13 protein-coding genes are annotated in these 13578 nt (G+C 71.3%); 8 read left to right on the forward strand and 5 right to left on the reverse strand.

The window, feature by feature from the left end:
* Nucleotides 1-26 precede the first annotated feature (26 nt).
* Nucleotides 27-1016 carry an aldo/keto reductase gene (locus tag H4W31_RS22365; protein WP_192768436.1) on the forward strand — a complete coding sequence of 330 codons (990 nt, stop codon included), beginning with the start codon at nucleotides 27-29 and terminating at the stop codon, nucleotides 1014-1016.
* 72 nt (nucleotides 1017-1088) lie between these two features.
* Here H4W31_RS22365 and H4W31_RS22370 read toward each other — a convergent pair whose 3' ends face one another.
* Nucleotides 1089-3251 carry an elongation factor G-like protein EF-G2 gene (locus H4W31_RS22370; protein WP_192768437.1) on the reverse strand — a complete coding sequence of 721 codons (2163 nt, stop codon included), beginning with the start codon at nucleotides 3249-3251 and terminating at the stop codon, nucleotides 1089-1091.
* Between the two features lie 251 nt (nucleotides 3252-3502).
* On the opposite strand from H4W31_RS22370, the gene pgsA reads away from it, so the two are divergent.
* From pgsA to H4W31_RS22405, 7 genes are all read left to right on the forward strand, one after another.
* On the forward strand, nucleotides 3503-4132 hold the full coding sequence (pgsA, locus tag H4W31_RS22375; protein WP_192768438.1) for a phosphatidylinositol phosphate synthase: 630 nt from the start codon (nucleotides 3503-3505) through the stop codon (nucleotides 4130-4132).
* Nucleotides 4133-4255: 123 nt separating this feature from the next.
* Complete coding sequence (locus tag H4W31_RS22380; protein WP_192768439.1) at nucleotides 4256-5251, forward strand: phosphatidylinositol mannoside acyltransferase; 996 nt, start codon at nucleotides 4256-4258, stop codon at nucleotides 5249-5251.
* A gap of 15 nt (nucleotides 5252-5266) precedes the next feature.
* Complete coding sequence (locus H4W31_RS22385) at nucleotides 5267-6427, forward strand: glycosyltransferase family 4 protein (RefSeq protein ID WP_192768440.1); 1161 nt, start codon at nucleotides 5267-5269, stop codon at nucleotides 6425-6427.
* 139 nt (nucleotides 6428-6566) lie between these two features.
* Nucleotides 6567-7070: a hypothetical protein gene (locus H4W31_RS22390; RefSeq protein ID WP_192768441.1), complete on the forward strand. Its 504-nt coding sequence runs from the start codon at nucleotides 6567-6569 to the stop codon at nucleotides 7068-7070.
* Nucleotides 7071-7331: 261 nt separating this feature from the next.
* Entirely contained in the window at nucleotides 7332-8210 is an 879-nt protein-coding gene (gene pdxS / locus H4W31_RS22395; RefSeq protein ID WP_192772310.1) for a pyridoxal 5'-phosphate synthase lyase subunit PdxS, read from the forward strand.
* A gap of 431 nt (nucleotides 8211-8641) precedes the next feature.
* Entirely contained in the window at nucleotides 8642-9280 is a 639-nt protein-coding gene (pdxT, locus tag H4W31_RS22400) for a pyridoxal 5'-phosphate synthase glutaminase subunit PdxT (RefSeq protein ID WP_192772311.1), read from the forward strand.
* Nucleotides 9281-9513: 233 nt separating this feature from the next.
* Nucleotides 9514-10263, forward strand: coding sequence for a YebC/PmpR family DNA-binding transcriptional regulator (locus H4W31_RS22405; protein ID WP_192768442.1), 750 nt, complete (start codon nucleotides 9514-9516; stop codon nucleotides 10261-10263).
* A 120-nt stretch (nucleotides 10264-10383) separates the two neighbouring features.
* On the opposite strand, the gene H4W31_RS22410 is transcribed toward H4W31_RS22405, so the two are convergent.
* From H4W31_RS22410 to H4W31_RS22425, 4 genes are all read right to left on the reverse strand, one after another.
* Complete coding sequence (locus tag H4W31_RS22410; RefSeq protein WP_192768443.1) at nucleotides 10384-10785, reverse strand: hypothetical protein; 402 nt, start codon at nucleotides 10783-10785, stop codon at nucleotides 10384-10386.
* Nucleotides 10786-10916: 131 nt separating this feature from the next.
* The gene (locus H4W31_RS22415) at nucleotides 10917-11159 is read right to left on the reverse strand and encodes a hypothetical protein (protein ID WP_192768444.1); all 243 of its coding nucleotides are present in this window, start codon (nucleotides 11157-11159) and stop codon (nucleotides 10917-10919) included.
* A gap of 230 nt (nucleotides 11160-11389) precedes the next feature.
* Nucleotides 11390-12154 carry an SDR family NAD(P)-dependent oxidoreductase gene (locus H4W31_RS22420; RefSeq protein ID WP_192768445.1) on the reverse strand — a complete coding sequence of 255 codons (765 nt, stop codon included), beginning with the start codon at nucleotides 12152-12154 and terminating at the stop codon, nucleotides 11390-11392.
* A gap of 5 nt (nucleotides 12155-12159) precedes the next feature.
* Nucleotides 12160-13431 (reverse strand): MFS transporter, encoded by a 1272-nt coding sequence (locus H4W31_RS22425; RefSeq protein WP_192768446.1) that lies wholly within the window; start codon nucleotides 13429-13431, stop codon nucleotides 12160-12162.
* Between the last annotated feature and the right edge of the window lie 147 nt (nucleotides 13432-13578).

Raw genomic sequence — 13578 nt, forward strand, 5'->3', positions numbered from 1 at the left:
CCGCCGGATGTGACACGCTGATGGACATGAATGCGAATACACGGGTGTTGGGTCGCAGCGGCATCGAGGTGAGTGCACTCGGTCTCGGCTGTTGGGCCATCGGAGGCGTGTGGCACGAGGGGGACCAACCGCTGGGCTGGGGACAGGTGGACGACGACGAGTCGATCCGTGCGGTCCGGCGCGGCCTCGACCTCGGGGTCACCCTCTTCGACACCGCCGACGTCTACGGCACCGGGCACAGCGAGCGGATTCTCGCCCGGGCTCTCGCCGGACACCGCGACGAGGTGGTGATCGCGACCAAGTGGGGCTACACGTACGACGAGGCCACCCGGCAGGCGACCGGCCCGGACCGCTCGCCGGAGTACCTGCGCCGGGCGGTGGCGGCGTCGCTGCGCCGGCTGGACACCGATCGGATCGACCTGTACCAACTGCACCTCGGCGACCTCGCCATCGACCAGGCGGCGGAGCTGCTCGGCACGCTGGAGGAGCTGGTGACCGAGGGTCGGATCCGGTCGTACGGCTGGAGCACCGACCTCCCGGACCGGGCGGAGGCATGGGCGACCGCCGGCACGCACTGCACCGCCATCCAGCACTCCTGCTCGGTGCTCCAGGACGCACCGGAGGTGCTGGCGGTCTGCGAGCGGTACGACCTCGCCAGCGTCAACCGGGGACCACTGGCCATGGGCCTGCTCTCCGGCAAGTTCACCGAATCGTCGACGCTGGCCGCCGACGACGTACGCGGGATCGCTCCGGTCTGGCTGGACTGGTTCCGGGACGGCCGGCCCGCCCCGGAGTTCCTCGCCCGGGTCGCCGCCGTCCGCGAGGTGCTGACGGCGGACGGCCGTACCCTCGCCCAGGGCGCACTCGGCTGGCTCTGGGCCCGCAGCGGCAAGACGATACCGATCCCCGGATTCCGTACCGTCGCCCAGGTCGAGGAGAACGTCGGCGCGCTGGCGTACGGCCCGCTGCCGGTGGAACAGGCCGCCGAGGTCGACCGCCTGCTCGCCAAGCTGTAAGGAAGGGCCCCTTCCTATCGTTTTCTGTATAGGAAGGGGCCCCTACTAACACCTCCGAAGCGCCGCGCGCGCTCAGCGGCTGTTGCTGTGCTCCTTGCGGAACTGTTCGGCCAGTTGGGCGGGCATCGGCTCGTACCGGACGAAGGCTCGCCGGAACGTGCCCCCGCCGGAGGTCATCGAGCGGAGTTCGACGGCGTACCGGACCAGTTCGGTCGCCGGCACCTCCGCCCGGACCAGGGTGTGTTCGCTGCCCGCCGGATCCGGCTCGGTCCCGAGGACCCGGCCACGCCGGCCGGACAGGTCGCTCATCACCGCGCCGACCGAGGTGTCCGGCACCCGGACCACCACCTCGTCGACCGGCTCCAGCAGAGTGACCTGGCCCTTCTCGGCCGCGTCCCGCAGGGCTAGCGAACCGGCGGTCTGGAAGGCGGCGTCGGAGGAGTCGACACTGTGCGCCTTGCCGTCGACCAGGGTCACCTTCACGTCCACCATCGGATAGCCGGCGACGATGCCCCGGTCCATCTGGCTGCGTACGCCCTTCTCGACCGAGGGGATGTAGTTGTGCGGTACCGCGCCGCCGACCACCCGATCGGCGAACTCGAACCCACCGCTGCGGGGCAGCGGCTCCACCTCGATGTCGCAGACCGCGTACTGGCCGTGCCCGCCTGACTGCTTCACGTGCCGGCCGTGCCCCTTCGACGCGACCGCGAAGGTCTCGCGCAGCGCCACCCGTACCGGCTCGGTCTCCAGGTCGACGCCGCCGCCCCGGAGCCGCTCCAGCACCACCTCGGCGTGTGCCTCTCCCATGCACCACAGCACCAGTTGGTGGGTCTCCGGGTTGCGTTCCAGCCGCATCGTCGGGTCACCCGCGACCAGCCGGGACAGGTTCTTGGCCAGCGCGTCCTCGTCGGCCCGGCTCTTGGCGACGATGGCGACCGGCAGCAGCGGCTCGGGCATCTCCCACGGAGCGATCAGTAGCGGGTGCTCCTTGGCCGAGATGGTGTCGCCGGTCTCGGCCGTACCCGATTTGGTGATCGCGCAGATGTCCCCGGCGACACATTGCGGCACCTCGCGCAGCGTGGCACCGAGCGGGGCGTAGACGTGCGCGATCCGCTCGTCGGCGTCGTGGTCCGGATGGCCACGCTCGGCCATGCCGTGCCCGGAGACGTGTACGACCTGGTCGGGCCGCAGCGTGCCGGAGAAGACCCGGACCAGGGACACCCGCCCGACGTGCCGGTCGATGGTGGTCTTCACGACCTCGGCGACCAGCGGGCCGTCGGGGTCACAGGTCAGCGGTGGCTGCGGGGTGCCGTCGATCCCGGTGACGGTGGGCAGGTCATGCTCCAGCGGGGTCGGGAACGCCGAGGTCAGCAGTTCCAGCAGTACGTCGATGCCGAGTCCGGTCTCGGCGCAGACCGGTACGACCGGATAGAAGTGTCCACGCGCGACGGCCGTCTCCAGGTCGTCGATCAGGACCTCGACCTCGATCTCCTCCCCGCCCAGATAGCGGTCGAGCAGGGTCTCGTCCTCGCTCTCCGCGATGATGCCCTCGATCAGCTCGTTCCGGGCGTCGCCGATCGCCGGCAGGTGCTCGGGATCGGGCTCGCGGACGGTGGCGGGCAGACCGTCGGAGTAGTCGAAGATCCGCCGGGTGATCAGACCCATCAGTCCGACCACGTCGACCCCGTCGTCGTTCAGCATCGGCAGGTACAGCGGAAGTACGTTGTCGCCGAAGACCCGCTGGCACAGCGCCACGGTCTCGTCGAGGTCGGCCCGCTGGTGGTCCAGCCGGGTGACCGCGACGGCCCGGGGCATGCCGACCGCGGCGCACTCCTGCCAGAGCGCGGCGGTGGCGCCGTCCATCCCGTCCACCGCCGAGACCACGAACAGCGCCGCGTCGGCCGCCCGTAGCCCGGCCCGCAACTCGCCGACGAAGTCCGCGTAGCCGGGGGTGTCGAGCAGGTTCACCTTCACGCCCTGGTACACCAGCGGCGCGCAGGCCAGCGAGATCGACCGCTGTTGCCGGACGGCCGCCGGGTCGTGGTCACAGACCGTGGTGCCGTCGACGACCGAACCGGGCCGCGAGATCGTGCCGCTCGCCGCCAGCAGCGCGTCGACCAGCGTCGTCTTGCCCGCGCCGGAGTGGCCGACGAGCACCACGTTGCGAACCCTGCCGGGTTCATCCACCACCGGCGCCGGGCCGGTGACTCCCTTCTCCGAACTCCTCTGCGCCATTGGGCGCACCTCCCTGTGCCGGTGGTTGGTGGCGACCGCCGCGTACGACGGGGGAGCTGCCCTGGCGACTCCGCGGCGATATCCTCGGGTGGCCTGCCGTGTCCGGGGGACGTGCCGGGTGGCAAGGTGAGCTAAGTCACGTCCCCTGCTCCGATCTCACACCCGTACAAGACGTGACACAAGCCCGCAGCCCGAACTAGGCGCCACCGGACGTACCGGCCCGGTTGCGCGCCCGTTATGGTGGGACGGCCATGGCGAAGATCTTCCAAGTGTCGGCCCGTGCGGGCATGACCCGCGTTGTCGAACCGATTGCCCGGACCCTGCTACGGGCCGGAGTGACGCCCAACGCCGTCACCGTGACCGGAACCCTGGGGGTGCTGGTCGGCTCGATCGCGCTCGGTGCCCGGGGTTACCTGGTGGCCGGCGCGCTGGTCGTGACCTTTTTCGCGCTCACCGACCTGCTCGACGGCACGATGGCCCGGATGCGCGGCGGGTCCAGCCGGTTCGGCGCCTTCCTCGATTCGAGCATGGACCGGGTCTCCGACGGAGCCGTCTTCGGTGCCGTCGCGTACTGGCTGGCCACCCAGAACGACCGGGTCGGGGTGGCCGCCGCGCTGATCTGCCTGGTCTCCGGCGGGCTGGTCTCCTATGTCAAGGCCCGGGCCGAGGGGCTGGGCATGACCTGCAACGTCGGGATCGCCGAGCGGACCGAGCGGCTGCTGATCGTCGGGGTCGGCGGGCTGCTCACCGGGCTCGGGCTCGACTGGGCGCTGACCACCGCGCTCTGGCTGCTCGCCGCCGTCTCCGTGTTCACCGTCGGACAGCGGATGACGCACGTCTACCGGCAGGCCCAGCGTGCCGAGCTGGGCGTCGACGCGTGACCGGGCGGCCGGACGGGTCGACGGGGCGGCCGGAAGCACCGACCGGGCGGCCGGAAGCGTCGGCGGGGCGACCGGACGCAGCGACCGGGCCGGTGGACGCGTGACCGGACGGCGGCCAGGCCGGTGACCCCGGTCGAGTTCGCCTACCTGGCGGGCTGGCGCATCGTGCGTACCCTGCCGCAGCCGGTCGCCGCCGCGATGTTCCGGGCCGCCGCCGACCAGGCCCACCGCAAGCGCGGCCGGGGCACCACCCGACTCGCCGCCAACCTGCGCCGGGTGGTCGGCCCGGAGCTGTCCGAGGCCGAACTCGACCAACTGGTACGTCGGGCCATGCGCTCCTACGCCCGGTACTGGCTGGATGCCTTCCGGCTGCCGGCACTGCGCCGCGAGCAGATCAGGGCCCAGTTCCAGCTGGACGGCGTCGAGATGCTCGCCGCCGACATGGCGGCGGCCCGGGGTGCGGTGGTCGCGCTGCCGCACTCCGGCAACTGGGACGCCGCCGGTGCCTGGGTGGCCGCGATGGGCTGGCCGATCGCCACCGTGATGGAGCGGCTCAAGCCGGAGGGGGTGTACGAGCGCTTCCTCGCCTTCCGCCGCCAGCTCGGGATGGAGATCCTGCCGACCCACGGCGGCGCACGGGCCCCCTTCGAGGTGCTGGCCGACCGGCTCGACGCCGGATACCTGGTGCCACTGCTCGCCGACCGCGACCTGTCGGCGCGCGGGATCGAGGTGCGGTTCTTCGGCGGACGGGCCCGGATGCCGGCCGGCCCAGCCCTGCTCGCGATCCGTACCGGTGCGCCGCTGTACGTCGCGGCGCTCTGGTACGACCCGGAGGGTCCGCGTGGTCGGCTGGTGGGGCCGCTGGAGGTACCGGAACCGGACAGCGGGCCACTCGACGAGCGGGTCCGGGCATTGACCCAGCAGATCGCCGACCACCTGGCGGCGGGCATCGCCCAGCGTCCGGAAGACTGGCACATGCTGCAACGGGTGTGGATCGACGAGGGGACGGCCGTCGGCTCGACCGGGGCGACGGCAGCGTCGAAGGGCCGGTCTGACGCGGGGCGTGACGGCGTGGAGCCAGAAGTGGCCAACCCGTCCCCGATGTCCGGGCCGGCCTAGAGGGGGAGGGGCCCAGTGCGGATCGGCATCGTGTGTCCGTACTCCTTCGACGTACCGGGCGGGGTGCAGAACCACATCGTCGACCTGGCGGAGGCGCTGATCGGTCTCGGACACGAGGTGAGCGTCCTCGCACCCGCGGACGAGGACTCGCCCCTGCCGTCGTACGTCGTGCCGGCCGGCCGGTCGGTGCCGTTCCCGTACAACGGTTCGGTGGCCCGGATCACCTTCGGGCCGGTCTCCACCGCCCGGGTCCGGCGTTGGCTGTCCCGGGGCCAGTTCGACGTGCTGCACGTACACGAGCCGTTCGTGCTCAGCCTCTCGTTGCTCGCGGTGCTCTCCGCCCGGGGTCCGGTGGTGGCGACCTTCCACACCGCGATGACCCGGTCCCGGGCGTTGGCGGTCGCCCAGGGCATGCTGCAACTGGTGCTGGAGCGGATCACGGCCCGGATCGCGGTGAGCGCGCTGGCCCGGAAGCTCCAGGTGGAACATCTCGACGGTGGCGCGGTGGAGATCCCCAACGGGGTGGCGGTGGCGAAGTTCGCCGATGCCGAGCCGTTGCCGGGCTGGCCCGGTCCGTGCGGCCCGGGGCAGGGCGGCACGCTGGGCTTTCTCGGCCGGTTCACCGAGACCCGGAAGGGTTTCGGGGTGCTCCGGGACGCGTTCGTGGCGCTCGCTCCCGAGCGTCCGGGGCTGCGGCTGCTGGTCGCCGGCCCGGGTGACCAGGCCGACCTGTACGAGGGCGTTCCGCCCGAGCTGCGGGACCGGATCACCTTTCTCGGCCGGGTCTCCGAGGAGGACAAGGCGCGGATGCTGCGCAGCGTCGACCTCTATGTCGCGCCGAACATCGGCGGCGAGTCGTTCGGGATGATCCTCACCGAGGCGATGGCCGCCGGTGCGACGGTGGTGGCCAGCGACCTGGACGCGTTCCGGCGGGTACTGGACGGCGGCCGGGCCGGGGAGATCTTCCCCACCGGGGACGCCCAGGCGTTGCGCGGCACGCTCGCCAGGCTGCTCGACGATCCGGTACGCCGGGCGGAACTCTCCGCCTGTGCCCAGGAGGTGGTCGCGGCCTTTGACTGGCCGACGGTTGCCCGCCGGGTTCTGGAGGTATACGCAACAGCGATCGAGGCCACCGACGGCCGGGTACTGGACGAGGAGTGGATCGGCCCGACCTGAGCCCCCCGGGGCCGGAATGCGCCGATCGGGTCGACCTGAGCGGGCTGGGCCGGGATGGGATGATCGGGCCGATCTGGGCTGGCCGTACCGGGCCGGCCCGGGTGACGTGCCAGGGAAACGGGAATGGGGCCGCACTACGATGCCGGGCATGTGGTGGGTGGTGGGCGTCGTCGTGGCGGTCGTCCTGGTAACGACGTACCTGACCTGGACGGCTGCCCGGGTCGACCGCCTGCACTCTCGGGTGGCGTCGGCGGCCCGGGCACTCGACGCGCATTTGCTCCGCCGGGCGGCCGCGGCCGCGGTGCTGGCCGAGGAGCGGTACGCGGTGGAGCTGTACGCCGCGTCCCGGATCGCGCTGGACGCCGAGGGCGACGAGCGGGAGGCCGCCGAGAACGACCTGACCCGGCAACTGCGGATCACGCCGCTGGACCCGGACGACCAGGCCGCCGGGGCGGTGATCGGGGCCAGCCGTCGGCTCGGACTGGCCCGCCAGGTCCATACCGACCTGGTTCGTGACGCCCTGTCCGCGCGTCGGCGTCCCCTGGTCCGGCTGATGCGGATGTCGCGGAAGCACGAGCGGCCCCGCTACTTCGACATCGACGACCCGACGCTGGACACCCGGACCGGACTCTCCGTCAGCTGAACCGGACGGGCAACCGCCGCACCGCCGTCGGCCCGGGCCGCTCGGCGTGGCTCGCCCGCTCCCTGGCCGTGAGCCGGGACACAGGGCAGTCCACCCGGGGGCTGATTGGCTGTCGGTCGCGCGTTGTACTCCGCGTAACATCGGGAGCGGATTTCATCCGCCAAACCACTGCCGAGGAGCGAGAACGCCGTGTCTGATTCCACCGCCAAGTCCGGTTCCGACCAGTCGACGGCCCCGGAGCAGACCTCGAGTGCCGCCCCGGTGGTCGGCACCGCGCGGGTCAAGCGGGGCATGGCCGAAATGCTCAAGGGTGGCGTGATCATGGACGTGGTCACCGCCGAGCAGGCCAAGATCGCAGAGGATGCCGGCGCGGTCGCGGTGATGGCGCTGGAGCGGGTACCCGCCGACATCCGCGCCCAGGGCGGGGTGTCCCGGATGAGTGACCCGGACATGATCGACAGCATCATCAACGCGGTCTCCATTCCGGTGATGGCGAAGGCCCGGATCGGCCACTTCGTCGAGGCCCAGGTGCTCCAGGCCCTCGGGGTGGACTACGTGGACGAGTCCGAGGTGCTGACCCCGGCGGACTACGCGAACCACATCGACAAGTGGCAGTTCACCGTGCCCTTCGTCTGTGGAGCCACCAACCTGGGCGAGGCGCTGCGCCGGCTCACCGAGGGAGCGGCGATGATCCGCTCCAAGGGCGAGGCGGGCACCGGTGACGTCTCCAACGCGACCACGCACATGCGCAAGATCCGTGACGAGATCCGTCGCCTCGGTTCGTTGCCGACCGACGAGCTGTACGTCGCGGCCAAGGAGTTGCAGGCCCCGTACGAGCTGGTCCGGGAGGTGGCCGAGACCGGGAAGCTGCCGGTCGTGCTCTTCACCGCCGGCGGTATCGCCACCCCGGCCGACGCGGCGATGATGATGCAGCTCGGCGCGGAGGGTGTCTTCGTCGGTTCCGGGATCTTCAAGTCCGGCAACCCGGCGCAGCGGGCCGCCGCGATCGTCAAGGCGACCACCTTCTACGACGACCCGGACGTGCTGGCCAAGGTGTCGCGCGGGCTCGGCGAGGCAATGGTCGGGATCAACGTGGACGACATCCCGGCCCCGCACCGCCTGGCGGAGCGGGGTTGGTGAGCGCGAGGAGTGAGCCGGGTTTGCGAGCCCCGCAGTCGCGAGCGGAGAGCGGGTTGGTGAGCGCGAGGAGTGAGCCGGGTTTGCGAGCCCCGCAGTCGCGAGCGGATGGCGGGTTGGTGAGCGCGAGGAGTGAGCCGGGTTTGCGAGCCCCGCAGTCGCGAGCGGATGGCGGGTTGGTGAGCGCGAGGAGTGAGCCGGGTTTGCGAGCCCCGCAGTCGCGAGCGGATGGCAGGTTGGTGAGCGCGAGGAGTGAGCCGGGTTTGCGAGCCCCGCAGTCGCGAGCGGATGGCGGGTTGGTGAGTGCGAGGAGTGAGCCGGGTTTGCGAGCCCCGCAGGCGCGAGCGGATGGCGGCTTGGTGAGCGCGGCGAGTGGCCCGTCGGGGTCGCCGGTCCCGCAGTCGCGAGCGGAGAGCGGCGTGCCGGCTCGGTCCGTGCCCGAGGTGACCATCGGGGTCCTGGCGCTCCAGGGTGACGTCCGGGAGCATCTGCTGGCGCTGACCTCGGCGGGCGCGTCCGCCCGCCGGGTCCGCCGGGCGGAGGAGCTGGAGCAGGTCGACGGCCTGGTGATCCCCGGCGGCGAGTCGACCACCATCAGCAAGCTGGCCGACGAGTTCGGGCTGCTCGACCCGGTGCGCAAGCGGATCGGCGCCGGCATGCCGGTGTACGGCTCGTGTGCCGGGATGATCATGCTGGCGACCGAGGTGCTGGACGGCCGCCCCGACCAGCAGGGCTTCGGCGGTATCGAGATGACGGTACGACGCAACGCGTTCGGACGGCAGGTCGACTCCTTCGAGGCGCCGGTCGAGATCGTCGGCGTACCGGGGCCGAGTTTCTCCGCCGTCTTCATCCGGGCACCCTGGGTGGAGCGGGTCGGCGACGGTGTCGAGGTGCTGGGACGGGTGACCGAGGGGCCGGCCGCTGGTCGGATCGTGGCGGTCCGGCAGGGCAACGCCGTCGCCACCTCGTTCCATCCGGAGTTGACCGGGGACCGGCGTCTGCACCGCTGGTTCGTGGACCTTGTCCGGCAGTCCGAGGACCGGTCCGAGGAGCGGTCCGAGGAGCGGGTCTGAGCGCCCGTTCGCGGGGCGGTCCGGCGGGCTGACCGGGACCCGGACGGAGGCGGGACGTACCGCCGGACGGGGCTGATCCGGACGGCGCTGTGCGAACCGTCTGATCCGACCCCGTGCCGGGCGTGAATTCGCCGGAACGGCGTCGGTAGGATTGTCGCGGGTTCGGCGGTTCTTCGTGGAGATGGCGCGCGGTGCAGTCGACGCAGACGGCGGGTAGCAACGGAGGTCAGCTTATGTCCGGCCACTCAAAGTGGGCGACGACGAAGCACAAGAAGGCGGTCATCGACGCCAAGCGCGGCAAGATGTTCGCGAAGCTCATCAAGAACGTCGAGGTCGCGGCGCGCACCGGCGGCGGGGACCCGGCCGGTAATCCGACCCTTTTCGACGCCATTCAGAAGGCGAAGAAGAACTCGGTACCCAACGACAACATCGACCGGGCGGTGAAGCGCGGCTCCGGGTTGGAAGCCGGCGGTGCCGACTGGCAGACGGTGATGTACGAGGGTTACGCCCCGGGCGGCGTCGCACTGCTGATCGAGTGCCTGACCGACAACCGCAACCGCGCGGCGACCGAGGTCCGGACCGCGCTGACCCGCAACGGCGGGTCGCTGGCGGACGCGGGCTCGGTGTCGTACATGTTCTCCCGCAAGGGTGTCGTGATCGTGCCGAAGGCGGGCCTGTCCGAGGACGACGTGCTGCTCGCGGTGCTCGACGCCGGCGCCGAGGAGGTCAATGACCTGGGTGAGGCGTTCGAGGTGATCTCCGAGCCGGGCGACCTGATCGCGGTCCGGACCGCCCTGCAGGATGCCGGCATCGACTACGAGTCGGCCGAGTCGTCGTTGGTCCCGAGCATGACCGTGCCGCTGGACGCCGAGGGCGCCCGCAAGGTGTTCAAGCTGATCGACGCCCTGGAGGACTCCGACGACGTGCAGAACGTCTTCGGCAACTTCGACGTCTCCGACGAGGTCATGGCGGCGGTCGGCTGAAGCCCCTGACGCCGTCGAGCCGATCGGAACGTCGGCTCGACGGCGCGCTGTCCGTACGGGCGAATCTCCGGCCGGCCCGACTGCGACCAGTCCGGCACGGTCAGCCGTTCCGGCGCACGGTCAGCCGTGTTTCGCGCGTTCGGCGATGACCGGCAGGGCGCTCACGAACGACGCCAGGCTCTTGTACGGTTCACCGTTCAGGACCCGGGCGGCCAGCCCGAACGGGAGTCCGGTCACCCCGAGTGCCGATATCGCCGGGGTTCCAGGTGACGCCTCGTGCATGACCCACTCGCCGCCGTGGGCCCGGATGGCCACTTCTCCGGTGTAGGCGCCGATCAACCGGCCCCACAGCTCTCGGCGCTCGTCGACGAGCGGTCCGTCGGCGAGCAGCTCGACGCAGACCTCGTCGAGCGTGGACAGGCTCTTCGGCGACCAGTCCAGTTGGTGGCCGAACGTCCGGGACACCAGCTCCACGCATTCGTGGGCCAGAAGCTGCAGGTACGCCGGATCCGGTGCGCTCATGGTCGCCGATCCTCGCATAGATCATGTCGCGCTTCCGGCAATAACCAGTCGGACCCGGCGGACGGTCGGCGTACCGGAGCGCGCTGGCGATCGGCTACGACGACCCGGCCGGCCGCCCGGCGTCCCGCGACCTACCCGCAGTCCCGGGTCCAACTCAGGAACCGCTCGAACAGTTCCGCCGGGGTGACATCGGACAGGTCCCGGGCCGCCTCCCGCATCCAGTCACCGGCCCGAGTGGACAACCGGCACGGATCGGTGGTCCGCAACAGCAGCATCCGGGCATCGGGACAGGGCCAGCGCTGGTCGCCACAGCTACAGGTCCAGTCCGGACGTACGGCCGCATGGTCGACAGCACTGGAATTGCGAATAGCCATCAACCTTTTCGGCCTCTCATTTCGACGGCGCCCACTGCCGGACTTCGACGTGGAAGTTCCGCAGGGCTCAACTCCCGACTCCGGGTTGGTCGCCGTCGACGACCGACGAGTTGCAGATGATGCTGACTTTGCCATCACCCCCGTAACCTCTTCGCGCACCGTACTCGGATGACCCCGGAGAGTTCAGCTGCTGTGGGCAGGCCGAACTTTCCGGGATCACGGGTGCCGGCTCAGATGGTGAAGCCGCCGTCCACGTTGATGGTCGCGCCGGTGACGTACGAGCCGCCGGCGCCGGCCAGGAAGGCGACGGCGGCGGCGATCTCGGCCGGGACGGCGAACCGGCCGAGGGCGGTGAAGCCCCGGATCGTTTCGGCGAACGGGCCGTCGGCCGGGTTCAGCGCGGTGTCGGTCGGCCCGGGATTCACCAGGTTCACGGTGATCCCGCGCGGCCCGAGTTCGCGGCCGAGCCCCTTGGTCAGCCCGGTCAACGCCGTCTTGCTCATCGAGTAGAGCGCGAACCCCGGGAACGGAGCCCGCTCGGCCATGTTGCTGCCGATGTTGATGATCCGCCCACCGTCGGTCATGTGCCGGACGGCGGCCTGCGCGGCGACGAATGGTGCCCGGATGTTCACCGCGATGGTCTCGTCGAGCGCCGCCGGCCCGATCTCCGCGGCCGGGGCGACGAGGTACGCCGCGGCGTTGTTGACCAGGATGTCGAGCCGGCCGAACTCCTCGACCGTCCGGTCCACCGCCGAGGTGACCGCCGTGACGTCGGCACTCTCCGCCGCGATGGCGACCGCCCGTCGACCGATGGCCTTGATCCGGTCGACCACGGCCGCCGCCGTCCCGGAATCGCTCTGGTACGTCAACGCCACGTCGGCACCGTCCTCGGCCAGCCGTACGGCCACCGCCGCGCCGATGCCCCGTCCGCCACCGGTGACGAACGCTACCTTTCCATCAAGAACCAGATCTTTTCCATAAAGAACGTTACTCATGCCACCTATCGTGGTTCAGTCCCGGGTTGTCGTCTGGCGGTGATCGGACGCCTCGTTCGGGCGTACAGCAGCAGCGTGCCCGCGGTGAGGGCGGCCAGCCCGACCGTGGCGACCCCGGATCCGAGCAGTGTCCCGCCGGCGCCGAACGCCGTCACCAGCGGGCCGCCGAGCGCGGCGCCGAGCGGCATGGCAGCGGTGGTCACCGCACTGCGGGCGGCGAGTACCGCCGGCAGGTCGGCGGGGTCGGCGGCGTTCTGGAACAGGGCGAGGCTGAACGCCGGGAACGGTCCGTAGACCAGTCCACCGACGGCGAAACAGGCCAGGGTGAACCACATCGGCATGCCCAGCCCGAACGGCAGCAGCGACAGACCCCAGCCGGCGATCACCGCGATGGTGACCGGCCACTGCCGGACGGCGGTGAGGACGCCGCCGAGCAACCCGCCGACGACCGCGCCGATCCCGAACACCGTCCAGTAGGCGCCGAGCAGGCCGGCGGCGCTGGTCAACTCGTCGGCGACGTACAGCGGAAGGGCGACCTCGACCGGGCCGTAGAGGAAGTAGAAGACGGCGGTGACCCCGACGAGCCCGACCAGTTCGGGGCGGCGGGCGAGGATCCGGAAGCCGGTACCGGTCGCTCGGCCGTTCCCGGTCGCGGCGGCGACCGGCGGTAGGTCGAGCCGGCCCACCTGGACCGCCAGCAGTAGGTAGCTGAGCGCGTCGATGCCGAGCACGACCGCCGGGTCGACCCCGGCGACCAGCAGGCCGGCCAGGGCCGGCCCGACGACGTAGGCCGCCTGCTGGCTCGTGCCGACCAGGGCGTTCGCCGGCAGCCGGCGGTCCGCCGGGAAGATCTGACTGATCAGGGTGTACGTGCCGGCGTTGCCCCAGGCCGCCAGCAGCGACGAGCCGGCGAGCAGGGCGACGTACCAGCCGACGGTGAGCTGGCCCAGCAGGTGCAGCGCGACGATCGCGCCGAGGGCACCGGCCCGGAGTCCGGCGTTCGCGGTCACCAGCCGACGGGCCGGGGCCCGGCTCAGCCAGCGGGCCAGCAGCAGCGCACCGGCGGCGGCCGGCAGGGTGTACGCGGCCACCGCCGCCCCGATGACCAGGCCGGCCCGTTCGGGCGGGGCGAGCCGGAGTGCCAGCCAGGTGATGGCGACCACACTCATCCCGTCGCCGAGGTGCGAGACCACCAGCGCGGAGAGCAGCCGCCGGAAGGCCGGTACGCCGAGCGCCGCGCGGTACGTTTCCGGCACCAGCCGGCTCACCGAAGTCATCCCGGGACGATTGCAGTTCAAGCCCGGTTGAGGTCAACCCGACCGGGGCCGACCGGTTGATGATCGCACCCGGCTCCCGCTCGCATGTGGACGAAAGCCTCCACCGGTCCTCTCAATGTGTGGCCCGGGCCCATGGCCGGATCCGAT

Source organism: Plantactinospora soyae (assembly GCF_014874095.1).
In the GTDB taxonomy this organism is placed as follows: Bacteria; Actinomycetota; Actinomycetes; order Mycobacteriales; family Micromonosporaceae; genus Plantactinospora; species Plantactinospora soyae.

Bases quoted from the DNA above. Each gene is read 5' to 3' on its own strand.
- H4W31_RS22390 (WP_192768441.1), top strand. From the start codon at position 6,567: ATGCCGGGCATGTGGTGGGTGGTGGGCGTCGTCGTGGCGGTCGTCCTG.
- H4W31_RS22415 (WP_192768444.1), bottom strand. From the start codon at position 11,159: ATGGCTATTCGCAATTCCAGTGCTGTCGACCATGCGGCCGTACGTCCG.
- H4W31_RS22365 (WP_192768436.1), top strand. From the start codon at position 27: ATGAATGCGAATACACGGGTGTTGGGTCGCAGCGGCATCGAGGTGAGT.
- H4W31_RS22420 (WP_192768445.1), bottom strand. From the start codon at position 12,154: ATGAGTAACGTTCTTTATGGAAAAGATCTGGTTCTTGATGGAAAGGTA.
- H4W31_RS22370 (WP_192768437.1), bottom strand. From the start codon at position 3,251: ATGGCGCAGAGGAGTTCGGAGAAGGGAGTCACCGGCCCGGCGCCGGTG.
- pgsA (WP_192768438.1), top strand. From the start codon at position 3,503: ATGGCGAAGATCTTCCAAGTGTCGGCCCGTGCGGGCATGACCCGCGTT.
- H4W31_RS22425 (WP_192768446.1), bottom strand. From the start codon at position 13,431: ATGACTTCGGTGAGCCGGCTGGTGCCGGAAACGTACCGCGCGGCGCTC.
- H4W31_RS22405 (WP_192768442.1), top strand. From the start codon at position 9,514: ATGTCCGGCCACTCAAAGTGGGCGACGACGAAGCACAAGAAGGCGGTC.
- H4W31_RS22410 (WP_192768443.1), bottom strand. From the start codon at position 10,785: ATGAGCGCACCGGATCCGGCGTACCTGCAGCTTCTGGCCCACGAATGC.